The organism is Arthrobacter sp. 24S4-2 (assembly GCF_005280255.1).
Lineage (GTDB): Bacteria > Actinomycetota > Actinomycetes > Actinomycetales > Micrococcaceae > Arthrobacter.
Genome location: NZ_CP040018.1, coordinates 1695586 through 1714567, shown reverse-complemented (window position 1 = coordinate 1714567; position 18982 = coordinate 1695586). Strand labels below are relative to the sequence as shown.

The 18982-nt window shown below is 65.0% G+C and carries 19 protein-coding genes and 1 tRNA gene; 6 read left to right on the top strand and 14 right to left on the bottom strand.

What is annotated here, in order from left to right:
* Nucleotides 1-3: 3 nt before the first annotated feature.
* Together FCN77_RS07835 and FCN77_RS07830 are read right to left on the bottom strand one after the other, a co-directional pair.
* Nucleotides 4-1620: a cation acetate symporter gene (locus tag FCN77_RS07835; protein WP_137321820.1), complete on the bottom strand. Its 1617-nt coding sequence runs from the start codon at nt 1618-1620 to the stop codon at nt 4-6.
* Nucleotides 1617-1997, bottom strand: coding sequence for a DUF485 domain-containing protein (locus tag FCN77_RS07830; RefSeq protein WP_137324689.1), 381 nt, complete (start codon nt 1995-1997; stop codon nt 1617-1619). The genes FCN77_RS07835 and FCN77_RS07830 overlap by 4 nt, the downstream gene beginning before the upstream one ends.
* A 182-nt stretch (nt 1998-2179) precedes the next feature.
* Between FCN77_RS07830 and FCN77_RS07825 the strand changes: the two genes are divergently transcribed.
* The 4 genes from FCN77_RS07825 to FCN77_RS07810 all read left to right on the top strand — a co-directional run bounded on the left by FCN77_RS07825 (nt 2180) and on the right by FCN77_RS07810 (nt 6030).
* Nucleotides 2180-3397, top strand: a complete 1218-nt coding sequence (locus tag FCN77_RS07825; protein WP_137321819.1) for a sensor histidine kinase — start codon at nt 2180-2182, stop codon at nt 3395-3397.
* 89 nt (nt 3398-3486) lie between these two features.
* A complete protein-coding gene (locus tag FCN77_RS07820; protein WP_137321818.1) occupies nt 3487-4206 on the top strand; it encodes a LytTR family DNA-binding domain-containing protein in 720 nt (239 codons plus the stop codon).
* The gene (locus FCN77_RS07815; protein ID WP_137321817.1) at nt 4203-4553 is read left to right on the top strand and encodes a DUF485 domain-containing protein; all 351 of its coding nucleotides are present in this window, start codon (nt 4203-4205) and stop codon (nt 4551-4553) included. Before FCN77_RS07820 ends, FCN77_RS07815 begins: the two co-directional genes overlap by 4 nt.
* Before the next feature lie 7 nt (nt 4554-4560).
* Nucleotides 4561-6030 (top strand): cation acetate symporter, encoded by a 1470-nt coding sequence (locus FCN77_RS07810; protein ID WP_137321816.1) that lies wholly within the window; start codon nt 4561-4563, stop codon nt 6028-6030.
* A gap of 31 nt (nt 6031-6061) precedes the next feature.
* Here FCN77_RS07810 and FCN77_RS07805 read toward each other — a convergent pair whose 3' ends face one another.
* The 6 genes from FCN77_RS07805 to rpsB form a co-directional block, all read right to left on the bottom strand.
* On the bottom strand, nt 6062-6646 hold the full coding sequence (locus FCN77_RS07805; protein WP_137321815.1) for a DivIVA domain-containing protein: 585 nt from the start codon (nt 6644-6646) through the stop codon (nt 6062-6064).
* 79 nt (nt 6647-6725) lie between these two features.
* Entirely contained in the window at nt 6726-7646 is a 921-nt protein-coding gene (locus FCN77_RS07800) for a phosphatidate cytidylyltransferase (protein WP_137321814.1), read from the bottom strand.
* On the bottom strand, nt 7646-8203 hold the full coding sequence (gene frr / locus FCN77_RS07795) for a ribosome recycling factor (protein ID WP_137321813.1): 558 nt from the start codon (nt 8201-8203) through the stop codon (nt 7646-7648). The genes FCN77_RS07800 and frr overlap by 1 nt, the downstream gene beginning before the upstream one ends.
* A gap of 113 nt (nt 8204-8316) precedes the next feature.
* Nucleotides 8317-9054 carry a UMP kinase gene (gene pyrH, locus FCN77_RS07790; RefSeq protein ID WP_137321812.1) on the bottom strand — a complete coding sequence of 246 codons (738 nt, stop codon included), beginning with the start codon at nt 9052-9054 and terminating at the stop codon, nt 8317-8319.
* 148 nt (nt 9055-9202) lie between these two features.
* Nucleotides 9203-10039 (bottom strand): translation elongation factor Ts, encoded by an 837-nt coding sequence (tsf, locus tag FCN77_RS07785; protein WP_137321811.1) that lies wholly within the window; start codon nt 10037-10039, stop codon nt 9203-9205.
* A 135-nt stretch (nt 10040-10174) separates the two neighbouring features.
* Nucleotides 10175-11068: a 30S ribosomal protein S2 gene (gene rpsB / locus FCN77_RS07780; RefSeq protein ID WP_137321810.1), complete on the bottom strand. Its 894-nt coding sequence runs from the start codon at nt 11066-11068 to the stop codon at nt 10175-10177.
* A gap of 451 nt (nt 11069-11519) precedes the next feature.
* Between rpsB and FCN77_RS07775 the strand changes: the two genes are divergently transcribed.
* Nucleotides 11520-12026, top strand: a complete 507-nt coding sequence (locus FCN77_RS07775; protein WP_137321809.1) for a M23 family metallopeptidase — start codon at nt 11520-11522, stop codon at nt 12024-12026.
* An 18-nt stretch (nt 12027-12044) separates the two neighbouring features.
* Here the strand turns inward: FCN77_RS07775 and FCN77_RS07770 are convergent, their stop codons facing one another.
* The 6 genes from FCN77_RS07770 to FCN77_RS07745 all read right to left on the bottom strand — a co-directional run bounded on the left by FCN77_RS07770 (nt 12045) and on the right by FCN77_RS07745 (nt 17512).
* Nucleotides 12045-13235 (bottom strand): acyl-CoA dehydrogenase family protein, encoded by a 1191-nt coding sequence (locus tag FCN77_RS07770; protein WP_137321808.1) that lies wholly within the window; start codon nt 13233-13235, stop codon nt 12045-12047.
* A 272-nt stretch (nt 13236-13507) separates the two neighbouring features.
* A tRNA-Ile gene (locus FCN77_RS07765) sits at nt 13508-13581 on the bottom strand.
* Nucleotides 13582-13701: 120 nt separating this feature from the next.
* Nucleotides 13702-14898: a glycosyltransferase gene (locus tag FCN77_RS07760; RefSeq protein ID WP_137321807.1), complete on the bottom strand. Its 1197-nt coding sequence runs from the start codon at nt 14896-14898 to the stop codon at nt 13702-13704.
* A 108-nt stretch (nt 14899-15006) separates the two neighbouring features.
* Nucleotides 15007-15912 (bottom strand): DMT family transporter, encoded by a 906-nt coding sequence (locus FCN77_RS07755; RefSeq protein WP_137321806.1) that lies wholly within the window; start codon nt 15910-15912, stop codon nt 15007-15009.
* Complete coding sequence (locus FCN77_RS07750; protein WP_137321805.1) at nt 15912-16535, bottom strand: CDP-alcohol phosphatidyltransferase family protein; 624 nt, start codon at nt 16533-16535, stop codon at nt 15912-15914. Before FCN77_RS07750 ends, FCN77_RS07755 begins: the two co-directional genes overlap by 1 nt.
* Nucleotides 16536-16663: 128 nt before the next feature.
* Nucleotides 16664-17512 (bottom strand): phage holin family protein, encoded by an 849-nt coding sequence (locus FCN77_RS07745; protein WP_137321804.1) that lies wholly within the window; start codon nt 17510-17512, stop codon nt 16664-16666.
* A 184-nt stretch (nt 17513-17696) separates the two neighbouring features.
* Here FCN77_RS07745 and FCN77_RS07740 point away from each other — a divergent pair, with 184 nt between their 5' ends.
* Entirely contained in the window at nt 17697-18920 is a 1224-nt protein-coding gene (locus FCN77_RS07740; protein ID WP_137321803.1) for a multidrug effflux MFS transporter, read from the top strand.
* Nucleotides 18921-18982: the final 62 nt, after the last annotated feature.

The window sequence follows — 18982 nt, the reverse complement described above, 5'->3', positions numbered from 1 at the left end:
GGGTCAGTGATCCACGGCCTTCTCGGCGCCCACCCCCGTGAGGGAGCGGACTTCCATCTCGGCCTGCTTGGTGGTGTCTTCCAGCTTCTTGTCCAGCACGGTGCCCAGCCAGCCCAGGAAGAACGCGAGCGGAATGGACACGATGCCCGGGTTGCTCAGTGGGAAAATCGCGAAGTTGGATCCCGGGATCATCGATGTCTTGGCACCCGAAACCACCGGTGACAGCGCGATCAGGATGATCGCCGACGCCAGACCGCCGTACATGCTCCAGACTGCGCCCTGGGTGGTGAACCTGCGCCAGAACAGCGAGTAGACGATCGTGGGCAGGTTCGCCGAAGCCGCGACCGCGAAGGCGAGCGCCACCAGGAAGGCCACATTCTGGCCGTTGGCGAAGATGCCGCCGACAATGGCCAGGAGGCCGATGACCACCACGGTGCGCCGTGCCACCTTTACTTCAGTGTCGGCGTCGGCCTTCCCCTTCGCAATCACGTTGGCGTAGATGTCATGGGCAAACGACGCCGCAGCAGTGATGGTGAGGCCGGCAACCACGGCGAGGATGGTGGCGAATGCCACCGCCGAGATGAAGCCGAGGAGCAGCGGTCCGCCAAGGTGGAAGGCGAGCAGCGGTGCAGCGGAGTTGACGCCGCCCGGAGCCGACTTGATGGTGTCGGCGCCCACCAGGGCAGCGGCACCGTAGCCCAGGACCAGGGTGAACAGGTAGAAGATGCCGATCAGCCAGATGGACCAGACCACGGACTTGCGGGCCTCTTTGGCCGTGGGCACCGTGTAGAAACGCATGAGCACGTGCGGCAGGGCCGCGGTGCCGAGCACCAGGGCCAGGCCAAGCGACATGAAGTCCAGCTTGGACGTTTCGGTCTTGCCGTACTGCAGGCCCGGGTTGAGCATGTTCGGGTTGCCCGAGGTTTCCACCGCACCGCCGAGCAGGTCGGAGAGGTTGAAGCCGTATATGGCCAGGACCCAGAACGTCATGACTGCAGCACCCGCGATCAGGAGCATCGCCTTGATGATCTGGACCCAGGTGGTGCCCTTCATGCCGCCGATCAGTACGTACATGATCATGAGGGCGCCGACGACGACGATCACCAGGGCCTGTCCGCCCCAGTCGCTGATGCCCAGCAGCAGGGAGATGAGGCTGCCGGCACCGGCCATCTGGGCCAGGAGGTAGAAGAAGCAGACGGCCAAGGTGGAAATGGCTGCCGCGATCCGGACAGGGCGCTGCTTCAGCCGGAAGGAGAGCACATCCGCCATGGTGAATTTGCCCGTGTTTCTGAGCAGTTCGGCCACGAGCAGCAGGGCCACGAGCCAGGCAACGAGGAAGCCGATGGAATACATGAATCCGTCATACCCGTTGATGGCGATGGCACCGGTGATCCCTAGGAACGAGGCCGCCGAGAGGTAGTCGCCGGCGATGGCGGTGCCGTTCTGCGGGCCCGTGAACGAACGCCCGGCCGCGTAGTAGTCAGCCGCCGTCTTATTGTTGCGGCTGGCACGGATCACGATAAACATAGTGACCGCGACGAATAGGGCGAAAATGCCCATGTTCAGCAGTGTGGTGTCCTTGAGGGCGGCGACGTTGACCGCCGGAACCATTCCGATCATTTTGCTGTCCCGCCCACTCGGTTGCCGGCCTTGTCGAACTCGTGGCCTTCGATTTCATGGCGGATCTCGGCGGCGATGGGATCAAGCCGCCGGTTTGAGTAGCTCACGTACCAGCCCGTGATGGCGAAGGTGGACACGAACTGCAGCAGGCCCAGGATGAGCCCGATGTTGATGTTGCCCCAGACCTTGGTGGACATGAAGCCAACGGCGTAGTCGGCCAGCAGGACGTAGGCGAAGTACCAGAGCAGGAACGCCACGGCCATGGGAAAGACAAAGCTGCGGTGACGTTTGCGCAGTTCCTGGAACTGTTCGGTCGACTGGACTTGCTTAAAGTCCACGGACGCCGTTGCGTCCGGAGTTCGGGCATCGTTACCCATCATTCCTCCTCATTGAGACTTGCCGTGCACACCGGCTTCCTGATCCTCTGGACACAGCTTCCGGCCAGTGTGACTGCAATCACTCTGACGCGTGACTTGCCTACATTCCAGAGAAGTCCGCTGGCCGTCGCTCAGCGGTCCTGATGCTGCGCCAAACGGCACCCGCCGCTACGCTGGGCAACATGCCGGACTCCCCCTTGTTCACCGCTGCGGCCCTCGCCGTCATCGCGATGGCGATCGCCGTCGTCGTCGCCGTGGGCCTCAAAGTCCTGCGCTCCTTCCGCGAACTGGGCACCGATGCCGAGCGCGCAACGTACCGGACACTGCACGCCGCGTCCCGGGCCGGACAGCACCTGCGCACGGGGCTGAACCCCGCCGGCGCGGCCAAAGCCAGCCGGCAGCTGCGCACGCTCCTGGGCTCCGATGCCTTCGCCATCACCGACACGTCCGGGGTGCTCGCCTGGGACGGCGCGGCCGAGGAACTCAGGCCGGCGCTCATGGGGCTCGCGGCCCGGGTCCTCGAGAGCGGCCACACCGCCGTGATCCCGGCCGGCGAGCTGCAGATGCTCGCCGGCGATACAGCCTCCGGGCTCATCACTCCTGACCTGGAGCGCGCTGCCGTCATCGCCCCGATCAAGGCCGGCGCACGGGTGGTGGGGGTAGTGGCCGCCTTCGCACCGTCCGCTGGGGCCGGACTGGTCAGGGCCACCGGCGAAGTGGCCGACTGGGTGGCGGCCCAGGTTGAACTCGCCGAACTCGACGCCTCACGGACTCTCCTGATGGAAGCCGAGGTCCGGGCACTCCGCGCCCAGATCAGCCCGCACTTCATCTACAACTCCCTCAACGCCATTGCGTCCTTCATCAACACGGATCCGGTGCGGGCCCGTGAGCTTGTGGTCGAATTTGCGGACTTCACCCGGTACTCCTTCCGCCGGCACGGGGACTTCACCACCCTCGCTGAAGAGCTCCGCTGCATCGACCGGTACCTGCTGCTTGAACGGGCGAGGTTCGGCGACCGCGTGCAGGTCAGCCTGCGGATCGCACCGGAAGTGCTTAGCACCGTAATCCCGTTCCTCAGCCTGCAGCCGCTGGTCGAAAATGCCGTCCGGCATGGCCTGGAGGCCAAAGAGGGTCCCGGGCACATCACCATTGCGGCGAATGACTCCGGCGCCTTCGCCGAAGTCACCATCGAGGACGACGGCGTGGGGATGGATCCGGAACAGCTGCGGTCCGTGCTTGCCGGGCACAGCGACGGAGACCATGTGGGACTGCGCAACGTCGACGCCCGGCTCCGCCAGGTCTACGGCGAGGACAACGGCCTGGTCATCGAAACGGCTCCCGGCGAGGGCACGCTGATCACCATGCGGGTGCCCAAGTCGCAGCCCAGCCACGATGCCTGACGGCGGGCCACCGGACCACCAGCCGACTGGACACCGGGATTCTGGCCGACAACACCGCGGGATGCGGGCCGCCGGGATAATCTAGAAGCATGATCAACGTCCTCGTCGCCGACGACGAACTCCCCGCCGTCGAGGAGCTCGCTTTCCTGCTTGGGCGGGATGACAGGATCGGCGCGGTGCACCGGGCCTCGTCCGGGGCCGAAGCCCTCCGGGTGCTGGACGCCGAAGCCGTGGACGCCGTGTTCCTCGACATCCACATGCCGGCACTGTCGGGCCTGGACATCGCCCGCGCCATCTCACGCAGCAGCAATCCGCCGGCGGTGGTTTTTGTCACGGCCGACGAGGAATGCGCGCTGGAAGCCTTCGAGCTTGCCGCCGTCGACTACCTGCTGAAACCCGTGCGCGCTGAACGCCTGGCCCGATCCGTTGGCCGCATCAGCGAGCTCATGAAGGACGGGGCCACTGCGCCGGAGATGATCACCGTGGACCTGGGCGGCACCACCCGGATGATCCGGCGCGACGACGTCACGTATGTCCAGGCCCAGGGCGACTACGCCCGGCTGCACACCGCCGATGCCAGCTTCCTGATCCGTGTTCCCCTGGCCGATCTGGAGCAGCAGTGGGCCGAGGCAGGATTCCTCCGCACGCACCGCTCCTACCTGATCGCCCTCAACCATGTCAGCCACATGAAGCTGGCCGCCGCCCGACCGAGCGTCACCGTGGCGGGAGCCGAGCTGCCCATTAGCCGCCGGCACCTTCCCTCGGTACGGGAGAAGCTCGAAACCACCCGGATCCGGCCGCAGGCATGACGCGCGTCCGGGTGACGGCCCCGCGGTCCGCCGCGAGGCCGGTGGTGGATTCCCGCGAGGCCGCCGAGGAATCCGAAGTGGGGCAGGTGTTCGTCCGGTCCCTGATCCGCTCCCAGCTGCGGCTCGCGCTGGTAGTGGCCGCATGCTTCCTGCTGATCCTGTTTGCCTTTCCTGTTCTGCTGGGGCTGGTTCCCGGGCTGGCGGAATCGAAAATCGCTGGCATCCCCTTCGGCTGGCTCCTGCTGGGCGCCGGCATCTACCCCGTGATCGGCCTCAGTGCCTGGCTGTACATCCGGACGGCGGCCCGCAACGAGGCCCGGTATCGGGACCTGGCGGAGGAACGGTGAGGCGGCCTTGAACCCGGTAGTGGCCATCTCGGCCTTCGTTGCCGTGTCCGTGGCCACGGCCGTCATCGGGTTTTACGGCTTGCGCATTTCCCGTACCACCGGCGACTTCTACGTGGCGTCCCGGACAGTCAGGCCCTGGTGGAATGCGTCCGCGATCGGCGGCGAATACCTCTCTGCGGCCAGCTTCCTGGGCGTGGCCGGACTGATCCTGCTCTCCGGCACCGACGCGCTCTGGTTTCCCATCGGCTACACCGCCGGATACCTCATGCTGCTGCTCTTCGTTGCCGCCCCGCTACGGCGCTCCGGTGCCTATACGATTCCGGATTTCACCGAAGTACGCCTGGATTCGCGCCGGGTCCGCCGCGTCACCAGCCTCGTGGTTGTGGTGGTGGGCTGGCTGTACATTGTGCCGCAGCTCCACGGCGCCGCCCTGACCATTCGGATCACCACGGGCCTGCCGTCCTGGGTGGGATCGGTGGCGGTGGTCATCGTGGTGTGCCTCACCGTGGTTGCCGGCGGAATGCGCTCCATCACCTTTGTGCAGGCTTTCCAGTACTGGCTGAAGCTGACTGCGCTGGCGGTACCGATCGTGTTTATCGCCCTGGTCCTCGCCGGCAACGGGACTCCGGCAATCGCCGAAGCCAATGCCAATCCCACCGGCCTTGCCCCGTCCGGCCCTTACCAAAACATCTCGTTGTTGGTTGCCCTGCTCTTCGGCACCCTTGGGCTGCCGCATGTCCTGGTGCGGTTCTACACCAACCCCGATGGGCATTCAGCGCGCCGCACCACGCTGATCGTTCTGGGACTGCTTTCCGTTTTCTATCTGTTCCCCACGGCGTACGGGTTGGCGGGACGGATGTTCGCTCCCGGCCTGGCGGAGGGCGGCAGGGCGGATGCCCTGGTCCTCCTGTTGCCCGGCAGGCTGGTCGGCGGGCCGGCCGGCGACATGCTCTCCGCCCTCGTGGTGGCGGGTGCCTTCGCGGCGTTCCTGTCCACCACGTCGGGCCTGGTGGTGTCCCTCGCCGGCGTCATCAGCCAGGACGTGCTGGGCGGAAGTGTCCGGGGCTTCCGGCTGGCGGCACTGATTTCAGCAACCGTGCCGCTCGGCTTCGCCTTCACAACCGACTCGCTGGCACTGGCCGGCAGCGTGGGCCTGGTTTTCGCGTTCACCGCTTCGACGATCTGCCCCGCACTGCTGCTGGGGATCTGGTGGCGCGGCCTCACCGACGCGGGAGCGATTGCCGGCATGGCGACCGGCGGGGTCCTCTGCGGCGGGGCTATGGTGGCCGGAGCCGTGTCCGGGTCGGGCACGGCCACTCCGGCCTGGCTGGCCCAGCCGGCCGCCTGGACCGTGCCGGCAGCATTCGCTGTGATGATCCTGGTGTCCCGTGCCACGAAGGCCCGTGTGCCGCGGACCCTGACCAGGGTGATGACTAGGCTCCACACGCCGGAACGGCCGCTGGCGACCGAACGCTAAGCGGCGGCGTCAGGCCGTCCGTAACCACCGTTCAGTCGATGGCGGCCATGAGCTCAACCACACGGTCCAGGAAGGCATCCACCTGAGTTTCCTCGTAGCCGTCCTTGCCCTTGGCCTGGCGGAAGACCGCACGGCGGACGTTGTCCACGCTCAGCGGCTGGTCGTGCTCGAGGTAGCCGATGAGGTCGTGGCACAGGTTGTCCACGTCCACCGTGTTGTAGCTGCGCCCGCGGGTGCCGGCGGGCCGGCGGAACCGGTCGCCGTCGGTCCGGTGGAGCCGTCCGCGGAGGAGGCCGGACAGTTTGCCGATCTCGCGGAGCCACGCGTCCTCGCCGCGGGCGGCGATGAGGTCGTCCCGTTCGCGCCGCGCAAAAGCGTCCTCGAGACGGTCCAGCGCGGCGTCTACGCCGGCAGCCGCGTAGCCGCCTTTGACCGGATCAAAAGAGACTGCCCGGACGTCGGCACTCTTGATGGCCTCGGCGGCAGCATGCGGGTTCTCGAAGGATACCCGTGCGCGCTGCAGGAACTGGTCCACCTGCTTGGCGTTGTAGCCGTATTCGTTCCGCTGCACGCGGTCAAATGACGCAGGTATCTGCCGTTGAATGTCCACTGTCACTTTTTGCTTCCTTCATGCTGTTCAGCTGTTCATGCTCCGCACCAGTCTACGGCGCAGAGCGGTTGCCAGACAGGACGCCTCAGGCTCCCGAAACGGCTGTGAACAGGATAAACGCCGCCGGAGAGGCGAAGACGATTGAATCCAGGCGGTCCATGACGCCGCCGTGGCCGGGCAGGATGCTGCTCATGTCCTTGATGCCAAGTTCGCGTTTCACCATGGATTCGGCGAGGTCCCCGGTTGTCGCCGCTGCCACCATGCCCACGGCGAGCAAGACTCCGACCCACCAGGGCTTGTCCAGTACGAAAAGGCAGGCCAGGACGCCGACGACGATGGCCCCGGCGATCGAGCCGGCAAAGCCCTCCCAGGATTTCTTCGGGCTGATCTTCGGCGCCATGGGATTCTTCCCGAAGGACGCCCCCACAAGATAGCCGAACGTGTCGTTGGAGACCACCAGCAGGAGCATCGTGGCGATCTGCCACGCCCCGTTGGGAATCACTCCGCCGGGCCAGAGGCCCACGGGTGTGGCGCTCCCCACCGCATGCAGCGGCAGGATCGCGAAACTGATGAAGAAGGGCACCCACGCCAAGGTGAAGACTCCGGCAAAGATACTGCGTGCGGACCCGGCGGCGCTCTCAATGGTGCGCCACAGCAGCACCGCAACGCTGCTGGCAAGCAACGCAAACAGCAGGCTCTCGACTCCGCCAAAGTATGCCGCCAGCGGCATGCCCACAGTGCCCACCATGACTGGCACGATGGGCAGCCGGGTCCCGCTCACCTCGAGCGCCCGGAAGATCTCCCACACGCCGAACACCGCGAAGGTGGTGGTGACCAGGACAAATCCGAGCGGCAGGAAGAGGAGGCCCCCCAATACGGCGAAAAGCATCGCGAGACCCACCGCGGTGGCGGCGGGAAGGTTTCTTCCGGCCTTCGGTGTCGGGTTGGAGCGCTGCTTCCCCCGGGCCCGGACCCCCGGTCCGGGCCCCTGCTCTGCCTGATTCATCAGACCTCGAGCAGCTCGGCTTCCTTGCGCTTCAGCAGATCGTCGATGCCGTCCACGTGTGCTTTGGTCATAGCGTCGAGTTCCTTCTCGCCGCGTGAGCCTTCATCCTCGCCGGCTTCGCCGTCCTTGACCAGCTTGTCCAGGGTTTCCTTGGCCTTGCGGCGGATGTTGCGGATGGACACCTTGGCGTCCTCGCCCTTGGCCTTGACGATCTTGACGTATTCCTTGCGGCGTTCCTTGGTCAGCTCGGGGATGGTGATCCGGATGACATTGCCGTCGTTGGACGGGTTGGCGCCCACTTCGGAGTCGCTGAGGGCACGTTCAATATCGCGCAGGGCGGTCTTGTCGAACGGGGTGATCAGGATGGTGCGGGCGTCCGGAACGGCGAACGATGCCAGCTGCTGCAGCGGGGTGGGCGAGCCGTAGTAGTCCACGAGCACCCGGTTGTAGAGCCCTGGCGTGGCACGGCCGGTCCGGATCGAGGCGAAGTCTTCCTTGGCTACCTCGACAGCCTTGTCCATCTTGTCCCCGGCTTCGAGCAAGGTCTCTTCGATCACGGTCTCTCCTCAGAAATTGGTGCATTCCGGCTGGCCGGAACTTTGCACGGTTCGTTCCGTCTTTGCGGCCTGTCCCTCGGGGGCAGACCTTCCTCAAATCATCCTAGCTGTTGCTAGGGGGTGACTACGGTGCCCAGGTCCTCGCCGCGGATGGCCCGGGTCACGTTGCCTTCGCCTTCCATGCCGAACACCACCATGGTGAGGTTGTTGTCCTTGCACATGGTCATGGCTGTCTGGTCCATGACGCGGATGTCGCGGCGCAGGGCATCGTCATAGCTGAGCCGGTCCAGCTTTTCGGCACTGGGGTCCTTTTTCGGGTCTGCGGTGTAGACGCCGTCGACTCCGCTTTTGGCCATGAGCACGACGTCGGCGTGGACTTCCAGCGCACGCTGGGCGGCCACGGTGTCGGTGGAGAAGTACGGCAGCCCGGCGCCTGCGCCGAAGATAACGACGCGGCCCTTTTCCATGTGGCGGATGGCGCGGCGGGGAATGTATGCCTCGGCAACCTGGCCCATGGTGATGGCGCTCTGCACGCGGGTCTCAACGCCTGCCTGTTCCAGGAAATCCTGGAGAGCGAGGCAGTTCATCACGGTGCCCAGCATGCCCATGTAGTCCGCACGGGAGCGGTCCATGCCGCTCTGGGACAGCTCAGCGCCGCGGAAGAAATTGCCGCCACCCACCACGATCGCCACTTCGACGTCGGGAACTGCTGCGGCGATCTGCTTGGCGACCCCGCGGACGGTGTCCGGGTCCACGCCCAGCTTTCCGCCACCGAAGACCTCGCCGGAAAGTTTCAGGAGGACGCGACGCCGGCTCTTCTCTGACTGGACAGAATTGTTGACGGTTTCCATGGTGCCTTCCCGTAAATGAGCTCTGAGCTAGGTTATCGTGCCGGATGGCCAAAGGTGTCATTTCCCCGGCCCGTACATGCAGCCCGGAAGGCTGCGGTTGCATGCAAAAGGGGCGGCCACCGAAGTGACCACCCCTTTGCGTGTGTAACTAGGAACCGACGCGGAAACGCGCGAAGTTCGTAGCCTTGACGCCGGCCTCTTCGAGGACCTGCGCCACAGACTTCTTGGCATCCTTGGCGAATGCCTGGTCAACCAGCACCTCACCCTTGTAGAAGCCCGTGACACGGCCTTCCACGATCTTGGTCATGGCTGCCTCGGGCTTGCCTTCGGCCTTGGCCGTTTCCTCGGCGATGCGGCGCTCGGACTCAACCAGCTCAGCCGGAACGTCTTCACGGGTCAGGTAGTTCGGAGCCATGGCGGCAACGTGGACGGCGACGTCGTGAGCTGCGGTTGCGGCACCTTCGCCTTCGCCGTCAACGGCGAACAGGACGCCGACCTGGGCCGGGAGGTCCTTGGAGGTCTTGTGCAGGTACGCGTCAACGGTGCCGCCCTCGATGCGGGCAACACGGCGGACAACAACCTTTTCGCCCAGGATTGCGCCCTCTTCGACGACAACCTCGGACAGCGGCTTGCCGTCAACTTCGGTGGCCAGCAGGGTTTCGATGTCGGCTGCGCCGGACTCGACTGCGACGGCCAGGACCTTGTCGGCCAGCTGGATGAACTTGTCAGCCTTGGCCACGAAGTCGGTCTCGCAGTTGACTTCGATCATTACGCCGACGCCGCCGTCAACCTTGGCAGCAACCAGGCCTTCTGCGGTGGAGCGGCCTTCACGCTTGGTAGCGCCCTTGAGGCCCTTGATGCGGATGATCTCGATGGCCTTTTCGGCGTCACCGTTGGCTTCGTCAAGAGCCTTCTTGACATCCATCATGCCGGCGCCCGTGCGCTCACGCAGAGCCTTGATATCAGCGGCAGTGTAGTTCGCCATGTGAACCCCTCTGTCTAGAAATTTTGTGTGGTGTACGGACTGACAGGACGGCAGCTCACGGAGTGAGCGGCCATCCTGTCAGAAACCCCCGGCACTGCGGACAGTGCCGGGGATGGTCCAGATTTATTTGTCTGCCTACTTGGCAGCGTCGGCTTCGCCGGCGGCGGGCTCGGTGGCCTCGGCAGCCGCCGGGGCCTCCTCTGCAGCAGCGGGAGCTTCTGCAGCGGCCGGAGCCTCTGCAGCAGCCGGAGCTTCTTCGGCCTTGCTGCCTTCGAGGAGCTCGCGCTCCCACTCAGCCAGCGGCTCTTCCGGAGCTTCGGTGGTGCCGGTCGCGCGCTGGTTGCGGGCGATCAGGCCCTCTGCAACAGCGTCGGCAACAACGCGGGTCAGCAGGTTCACGGAGCGGATGGCGTCGTCGTTGCCCGGGATCGGGAAGTCGACTTCGTCGGGATCGCAGTTGGTGTCGAGGATGGCAACAACCGGGATGTTCAGCTTCTTGGCCTCGTCAACCGCGAGGTGCTCCTTCTTGGTGTCCACGATCCAGAGCACGGACGGTGCCTTGGTCAGGTTGCGGATACCGCCGAGGTTGGTCTCGAGCTTGGTGAGTTCGCGGCGAAGGAGCAGCAGTTCCTTCTTGGTGTATGCGGAACCGGCGACGTCGTCGAAGTCAATCTCTTCGAGTTCCTTCATGCGCTGGATGCGCTTGGAGACCGTCTGGAAGTTGGTCAGCATACCGCCGAGCCAACGCTGGTTGACGTACGGCTGGCCAACGCGGGTGGCCTGCTCAGCGATGGATTCCTGCGCCTGCTTCTTGGTGCCGACGAAGAGAACGGTGCCGCCGTGTGCAACGGTGGCCTTCACGAACTCGTAGGCACGGTCGATGTAGGACAGCGACTGCTGCAGGTCAATGATGTAGATGCCGTTGCGCTCCGTGAAGATGAATCGCTTCATCTTCGGGTTCCAACGACGGGTCTGGTGTCCAAAGTGGACGCCGCTGTCAAGCAGCTGGCGCATAGTTACGACGGGCATGCCGACGCTCCTTCCGGCAGGTCATTCATGAGAGAACCCAAGGCTCTCTTACCCTGCCAATAGTTGACGGTTGATTAGCTTCGCCCAGGCGGGCGCTGCTCCTGGCATCCGCTGCGCTTCCCATCCGTGCCATATGGAACGGACCGCAGGAGGCACAGTCCTCCGCACCGGAAGTTTTGGGCTTCCTATGAGGAGGGCTGGATACGCGTAGTCAGCCACTGCTCCCCCACACCTCTGAATGAGACGTGCTGACTAGAACGGTCAACAGGACCAAGTGACCAGAAAGTGACTTGAACCGCCAGCCGGGCATCGTTGAGGGCACAGCAAACTGCTCCGTCAAGTGTACTACAGCGGCCCCGGTGAATTGCACCATTTGGACCCGCCGCCGGCCTTGTCCACATAGCGGCGCAAGGCCCTTCCGGCCCCTGCTTCCGGGCAGCAGGCTGAAGACATGAAAGCCCGAGCCATCCCGGCCGCCATCCTGCTGTCCGTCGCAGCCATCGCCCCGGCGTCCGGCGCAGCCGTCACACCCGGCCCCTGGAGCTGGCCGCTGACACCCAGGCCGGCCGTGCTCCGCGCATTCGATCCCCCGGACAAGCCGTGGATGAGCGGGCACCGCGGCGTTGACCTTCAGGCAGCGGGCGACGGCGCCCCGGTCACCTCGCCGGAGTCCGGAACGGTCAGCTTCGTGGGGGTGGTGGTGGACCGGCCGGTGATCACCATCGACCACGGCGGCGGCCTGCGCAGCAGTTTCGAACCTGTGCAGAGCAGCCTTTCGGCCGGTGCCGTGGTGGCCAAGGGCGACGTGATCGGAACAGTCCTGCCGGGGCACTGCGCCGCAATTCCCTGCGTGCACTGGGGTGTGCGCCGGGGCGAAGACTACGTCAATCCGTTGTCCTTCGTGACGGACCTGCGGCCCTCAATCCTGCTCCCGCCGGGCGTGCCGGGAAGAGGATGAGGGCCGCCGCCGGGCCGGCTACACGATCGCGGAAATGCCCGTAATTGCCCGCCCCGTCACCAGCGTGTTGATCTCGTGGGTGCCCTCATAGGAGTAGATGGCCTCGGCGTCGGAGAAGATCTTGGCCATCTCGAAGTCCGTCACTATGCCGTTGCCGCCGAGGAGGCTGCGGCCAATGGCCACGCTTTCGCGCATCCGCGCCGTCGTGAAGGCCTTGGCGAGCGCGGATTGTTCGTCCTTGGCCTCGCCGGCATCCTCCAGCTGCGAGAGCCGGACCATCATGCCCATGGAGCTGACGGCGTTGCCCAGGATCTGCACCAGCTGGTTCTGGACCAGCTGGAAGGATGCAATCGGACGGCCGAACTGGCTGCGCTCCACGGCGTAGCGGCGGGCGACATCGAAAGCCGCGAGCTGCTGGCCGACGGCCTGCCAGGCAACGGCGAGGCGGGTGACTTTCAGGACCTTGTTCGTGTCGCGGAAGCTGTTGGCGTTGGCCAGCTTGAAGAAGTCCGGCACCACCACGTTCTCCAGCGTGATGTCGGCGTTCTGCACGGTACGCAGCGAGATCTTGTTTTCGATCTTCGTGGCGCTGTAGCCCTCGGTCCGGGTGTCCACCAGGAAGCCCTTGACCTGGCTGTCGGCGAGGTCCCTGGCGTAGATGACCACCCAGTCGGAGAACGTGGCGTTCCCGATCCAGCGCTTGGCGCCGTTCAGGATCCAGTTGCCGCCCTCACGCCGCGCAGTGGTGCGGGTACCGCCGGCGACGTCGGACCCGCCCAGCGGTTCGGTCAGCCCAAAGGCGCCGATCTTCTTGAGCGAGTAAATGTCGGGCAGCCAGGCATCCTGCTGCTCCTGTGAGGCGAGGGCTTCGATGGACCCTGTGAAGAGGCCGTCGTGGACTCCCATGAACGTAGCGATGGAGGTGTCCGCGCGGGTGGCCTCGGCGTGCAGGATGCCGGCAAAGAGGTTGGAGTAGCCCTGGCGCCGCACGGGACTGACGAGGTCGATCTCGGCCAGCTTCGGAATCAGGTCCATGGGAAACTCGGCACGGTTCCAGCAGTCGACGGCGATGGGCTTGACCTCGCGGGCCAGGAACTCCCGGACTTCGGCCAGTCTGTCCTGCTCCTTGCCGCTGAGCAGCTGCTCGAAGGCGAAGAAGTCCCCGTCGGCGTACGGCAGGTTGTTGATGTCGATTGCAGCTTTGGACATGTTGTTCCTTCACGTGTGATCAGCAGCGACCAAGGGTCCCGGTCTGTGGGCCAGTGATAAGTTACTCACCAGTAACATACCGCAGCGGGGCCGGACGGGCAAGCCGAAACAGGGCTTTGAAGGGTCCGGGCAAGGCTTTGAACGGTCCGGGCAAGGGGGCAAACAGGAAGGGCGGCAAACAAAAAGAGCCGCGGCCGATGTCTGAACATCGGCCACGGCTCCCGTGGCACAGGCTCCCGGCTCCGCGTGGACGGGGAGGCAGGGCTGGAATGTAGGGCTACTCGGACTTGAACCGAGGACCTTAGGATTATGAGTCCCGCGCTCTAACCAGCTGAGCTATAGCCCCGTGCACCCCGCGTACTGCAGGCTCCGCCGGGAGCCTCGGCAGTTCCGGGGCAAAAACACTCTAGCAATAGTAATCGCCTGATTCGTGCACCGGCACTCCGGGCCCGGCCGAACGCCGGGGTTACACCACTTTGTCGTCGTAGCTGGCGCCGTAGTAGAGGTCCTCGAACGTCTGCAGTGTCCCCTGGATGCTGTGGGGCTCCACCATGCACCGGCTGGCCTTGCCCATCTGGGCCAGATCCTCCGCCGGCAGCTCGAGCACGCGCATGATCTTGGCGGCAATGTCGTCGCTGTCGTTCGGAGTGAACAGGTACCCGTTTTCGCCGTCGCGCACCAGATGTGGCAATGCCATCGCATCGGCCAGCAGGACCGGGGTTGAGGCGGACATGGCCTCCAGGGTGACCAGGGACTGGAGCTCGGCCGTTCCCGGCATGCAGAACAGGTCCGCCTTGATGTACGCCTCGCGCAGTTCCGCGTCGCTGGCCAGGCCCAGGAACTTCACCCTGGATTCCAGTCCGAGCCGGGATACCTGGGCTTCGAGGGCTGCGCGCACCTCTCCGCCGCCCACAACCTCCAGGTGCACGTTGAGCTCCGCGGGAGTCTTGGCGACCGCATCGATGAGCACGTTGACGTGCTTCTCCTCGGCGAGGCGGCCGGCGAACAGCACTGTGGGGTAGGGGTGCCGCTCGATGACTTCGTCCTCGCGGAGCTCATAGGCGGCTGAATCGATGCCGTTGGAGAGCGGCAGCACCTTACGCAGGAAGGCGTGCTGGTGCATGGCCTTGGCCGCAAGGGGTGTTGGGGTGGTGACGACGTCCGCCCGGCCCATCACCTTGCCCATATCCTTCCAGGAGATGCGTCCCACGATGTCCTTGAACCACTGTGGAAACGGCAGGAAAGGGTTCAGGTTCTCGGGCATGAAGTGGTTGGTGGCCACAATCCGAATGCCGCGCCGTTCGGCCTCGTACAGAACGTGCTCACCGATCATGTAGTGGCTCTGGATGTGCACCACGTCGGGCTTGACGCGGTCGAACAGGAGGCTGATCTCCTTTTTGATTTCCCAAGGGAAGGTGATGCGGAAGTATTCGTGCGTGGGCACGGAGTGCGAACGTATCCGGTGGACAGTGCCCTCGGCGCGGGACTCGGTGAAGCTCTTGCCCTTGTCCGGCCGGCAGGCCAGCACGTGGACGTCGTGTCCCCGCGCGGTCATGCCCTTGGCCAACCGGTAGCCAAACTGGGCGGCACCGTTGACGTGGGGCGGGTAGGTGTCCGCAGCAATCAGGATGGTGAGAGGTTGCTGGCTGTCAGGCATGGTCACGTGGAGAGCTCCTGGTGGTCACGGGGCGGTCAGCGGTGGCTGTGGGAGCCGGCTGTCCCTCGGCGCTGTCGCGCCGGGACTTCTGGTGAAGTCTGGGTATCGATCGCCCTACGGCACGCGTCCCGCGGCCTTGCGCGCGTCCTTCTTGCGCTTGGTCACTTCGGGGTGGTGCCGCGAGAGGGCGATTACTCCCACGATAGCAAGGGAAGCGGCCGTCCCCATTGCAATTGCCAATACGGCGTGGACATCGGGCCGGAGCTCGCCAAGGATTGCAATACCGATGGCGATGCCCACGATCGGGTCGATGACCGTCAGCCCGGCGATGACAAGGTCCGGCGGCCCCCCGGAGTACGCCGACTGGACAAACCATGAACCCAGCCCACCCGCGGCGACGATTGCCACCACCGAATACCACTGCACGTTGAGCAGTGCCAGCCCGTTCGGGTCGAGCAGGTGCTTGCCGATGATGCGCGTGAGCACCGCAACGAAGCCGAAAAGCACGCCGGCCCCAAGTATGTAGATGAACGCACTCATCCGGTGCTTGAACACCAGGGCCAGGGTGCCGAAAAGGCCCACAGCCAGCGCGAGCAGCAGAACAATGGTGAGTTCGTCGTCGAAACTCACGTGGTGGTTTTCCTGCGTGACGTTCACCGCCAGCAGCACGAACATCGCCGAACCGGTCACGCAGGCGGAGATGGCCACCACGGTGGCCCGGTTGATGCTCAGCCCTTGATCCTTGGCATTGACAATCGTGGTGATGACCAGGGCAATGGCCCCGATCGGCTGCACCACCGTGAGCGGCGCCGACACGAGGGCGACGGCGTTCATCGCCATGCCGGCACACAGCAGCAGCAGCCCGAACACCCAGCGGGGATTCCGGAGCAGGCGGAGGAAGCCATAGGAGCTGAGCGCAAGGCCGCCGGTGTCCGCCTTGACGGCGCTTCCCTGGCGCTGCGCGCCGAATGCCAGGCAAAAGGCGCCGAGCACGGCCAGGAAGACGGCCAGCCCCACCATCAGCCGCGTCCGCCGTGGTCCGCGGCCAGGAGTCTGCCCTTACGGACGATGGCCCGGAAATAGTTGTAGGCCGCCACCCAGTGGCCGAGCAGCCCCAATCCAAGGAAGACCCACGCCGCCACGAAGTAGGCCTCAGTGAACGGAATCGGCAGTTTGGCCAGGACCAGCAACGGGGTGCCGACCAGGAGGAGTGCCGTGCGGATCTTTCCGATCCGGCTGACGGGCAGGTCCGGGTGGCCGCGGAAGTAGAAGAGCGAAGCGGTCAGCAGGATGGCGTCCGGGACCACCAGCGCGGTCAGATACCACCACTCCACGACGCCGGCAATGACCAGTGTGACGGCGACGGCAATGAGGGCCAGGCGATCCGCCACCGGGTCCATGATCCGGCCGAGGCGGGAGGTCTGGTTGAACCGGCGGGCGATGTACCCGTCCACCCAGTCCGTGCTGCCCATGATGACCAGCACCAGCGTGGCGGCGGCATATTCCTTCTGCCACAGGACCAGCCAGATGAACAGCGGCACCCCCATGAACCGGAGGACAGTGAGGAGGTTGGGGATGGTGAAGACGGCGTCGCTGTCTACGTGCCCCTGGCCCTGACGCGCGCCGGCGTTGATGAATTTCACCCCTAACCTCCTTCCACTTACTCGTCGGCCGCCCGGGCCACGATTGCGGCCTGCCTGATTCTCGGGAGGCGCAGCTTGGTGCCCTTCGCCTTGCGTGCCGGCCCGGCGATGGCGCCGTGGGCCCGCCATTAGCCCTTGAGGAGCCTCCGGAGCAGGACGACGAGTACCGCCGCGGACGCGGCCAGTGCTGCGAGAGGCTTCCAGCGAACGCCGGACTGCCCTTCATTGGCGCGGTTCAGGAAATTGGAGGCAGAACGCGTCAGCGACTCGAATTGCTGGCCGGCCCGTTCCTTGCCGGTCTTCAGCTGCTTCTGGGTGGCGTCCAGCAGGACCTGAGCCTGCGTCTTGACGTCGAGTTCCTCGCCCAGTTCGTCGCGGACGCCGGTCAGGTGGCGGCGTCGCTGGTCCAGGCGCCGCCGCAGTTCGGCCTCTGTGGGGGCAGGGCCAAGGTCGGGCTTTGCCGCTTTCTTTGCCTCTTTCTCGGCCTTCTCCTGGGCAGCTTTCGCTTCCTTGGCTGCCTTGGCCTGCTCGGAGGACGGGTCGAGGACGGCCGGATCGAACTCCGAGCCCTGCTTCGCAATGCCGAGATCGTGCTTGAGGCCGCGGATGGTGTCTTCGGGAACCAGCGGCATGGCCTTCTTGAACTTGCGCAGTCCCACCAGTGCGCCGATGACGGAGATAACGAGGAACACGGCGCACACCAGAAGGGCCGCAAGCCAGGCGGGCATGATGGTGGCAAGCCCCATGATCGCGGCAACAATGAGTCCGATGACGAGGAAGGCAACGAACAGCAGTGCGACGGCGAAGAACGCCGCCGCCACCCCGACCTGGATGCCTTTGCGCTTGACCTCGATTTTTGCGAGGGCGATTTCGTCGTTGAGCTGCCGTGGCGCCAGCTTGGCAACCAGCCTCAGCGTTTTGGGCAGCGCCGCAATACTCAGTCCGCCTTTGCTCCGGCCGCTGTGTCGTCCGCTCATCGATCCCGCCTAACTGGTTCCATCTTTGATTCGGATTCCGCTGGATTCCGGGGGCCTGCGCGGCTTCACACACTCCCCGCTGACAAAACTATCATTCAGGTTCGGGCCCTCCTTCTGGTAATAGCGTGTGGCGCGCCCTCCAACGCTGTAAAAGTATGATCCAAGGGCCATAGGATGGTTCCCTGTGAGCATCCCCGCCAATCCGGGCGACTCCCTGAGCCGCCGCCGGAAACTCCTGTACATCCTGCTCCTCGGTGCCCTGACGGCCCTGGGGCCATTCACGATCGATCTGTACCTTCCGGCCTTTCCTGCCCTTGAGGCCAGTCTCGGGGTGTCCGAGGCGGAAGTTCAGCTCACGCTGACCGGAACAACAGTCGGCTTCGCCCTGGGCCAGCTGGTCGTCGGACCGCTCAGTGACAAGTTCGGCCGGAGGCTGCCCCTGATCCTTGCCACTGCGCTGCACATCACAGCTTCGCTCGGCGCTGCACTCTCCACCGACCTGGCAAGCCTGGGACTCTTCCGGGTGCTGATGGGCATCGGAGCGGCCGGTGGCGGCGTGGTGGCCATGGCGATGGTGCGTGATCTCTTCAGCGGATACGCCATGGTGCGGATGTTCTCCCGGATGGCGCTGGTGAATGGGATGGCCCCGATCCTGGCTCCCGTCATTGGCTCGCAGCTGCTGCTGATCATGCCCTGGCCGGGAATCTTCTACTTCCTGGCCGGCTACGGCACCCTGGTGATCATTGCCGCCATCCTCCTGGTCCGCGAAACACTCCCCCGCGAACTCCGGGGCAAGTCCGGACTCACCGCCGCCCAGCGCTACAAGCTCCTGTTTTCGGACCGGATCTTTGTGGGCCTGCTGTTGCTTGGCGGCATGAACTTCGCCGGGCTGTTCGCGTACCTCTCCGCTTCGCCGTTCCTGTTCCAGGATGTATACGGGTTCACGCCGCAGCAGTACGGTTTGCTGTTCGGCATCAACTCGCTGGGCATCGTGGCAGGCGTGCAGAGCAGCTCCCGGGTGATCAAACGGGTGCCGCCTCAGTGGATCCTGGCCTGTTCCACGGCATGGATGTTCCTGATGGCGCTCCTGATTGTGATTTTCGACCAACTGGGCTTCGGACTTTGGGGCGTGATGGTGCCGCTCTGGTTCTATATCCTCGGCACCGGCTTCACGTTCCCCTGCGTTCAGGTCCTGGCACTGTCCACCCACGGAGCGCAGGCGGGAACCGCCGCGTCGCTCCTGGGTGCCGCAACGTTCATGATGGCGGGCATCGTTTCCCCGGTGGTGGGCTGGTTCGGTGACATCTCCGCAACCGTCATGGGAGGCGTGCAGGCCACCAGCATCCTGCTGGCCGTTGCCGTGTTGTGGCTGATCGTCCGGCCGCGCACAGTACCCTCCATTCACTGAGGTACCCTCCATTCACTGAGGTACCCTCCATCCACGAGAGCCCGCGCAGGCTACCGCTAGGC

Bases quoted from the DNA above. Each gene is read 5' to 3' on its own strand.
- FCN77_RS07745 (WP_137321804.1), bottom strand. From the start codon at position 17,512: ATGAGCGGACGACACAGCGGCCGGAGCAAAGGCGGACTGAGTATTGCG.
- rpsB (WP_137321810.1), bottom strand. From the start codon at position 11,068: ATGCCCGTCGTAACTATGCGCCAGCTGCTTGACAGCGGCGTCCACTTT.
- FCN77_RS07835 (WP_137321820.1), bottom strand. From the start codon at position 1,620: ATGATCGGAATGGTTCCGGCGGTCAACGTCGCCGCCCTCAAGGACACC.
- FCN77_RS07825 (WP_137321819.1), top strand. From the start codon at position 2,180: ATGCCGGACTCCCCCTTGTTCACCGCTGCGGCCCTCGCCGTCATCGCG.
- FCN77_RS07815 (WP_137321817.1), top strand. From the start codon at position 4,203: ATGACGCGCGTCCGGGTGACGGCCCCGCGGTCCGCCGCGAGGCCGGTG.
- FCN77_RS07830 (WP_137324689.1), bottom strand. From the start codon at position 1,997: ATGGGTAACGATGCCCGAACTCCGGACGCAACGGCGTCCGTGGACTTT.
- tsf (WP_137321811.1), bottom strand. From the start codon at position 10,039: ATGGCGAACTACACTGCCGCTGATATCAAGGCTCTGCGTGAGCGCACG.
- FCN77_RS07820 (WP_137321818.1), top strand. From the start codon at position 3,487: ATGATCAACGTCCTCGTCGCCGACGACGAACTCCCCGCCGTCGAGGAG.
- FCN77_RS07755 (WP_137321806.1), bottom strand. From the start codon at position 15,912: ATGGTGGGGCTGGCCGTCTTCCTGGCCGTGCTCGGCGCCTTTTGCCTG.
- pyrH (WP_137321812.1), bottom strand. From the start codon at position 9,054: ATGGAAACCGTCAACAATTCTGTCCAGTCAGAGAAGAGCCGGCGTCGC.
- FCN77_RS07800 (WP_137321814.1), bottom strand. From the start codon at position 7,646: ATGAATCAGGCAGAGCAGGGGCCCGGACCGGGGGTCCGGGCCCGGGGG.
- FCN77_RS07775 (WP_137321809.1), top strand. From the start codon at position 11,520: ATGAAAGCCCGAGCCATCCCGGCCGCCATCCTGCTGTCCGTCGCAGCC.
- FCN77_RS07770 (WP_137321808.1), bottom strand. From the start codon at position 13,235: ATGTCCAAAGCTGCAATCGACATCAACAACCTGCCGTACGCCGACGGG.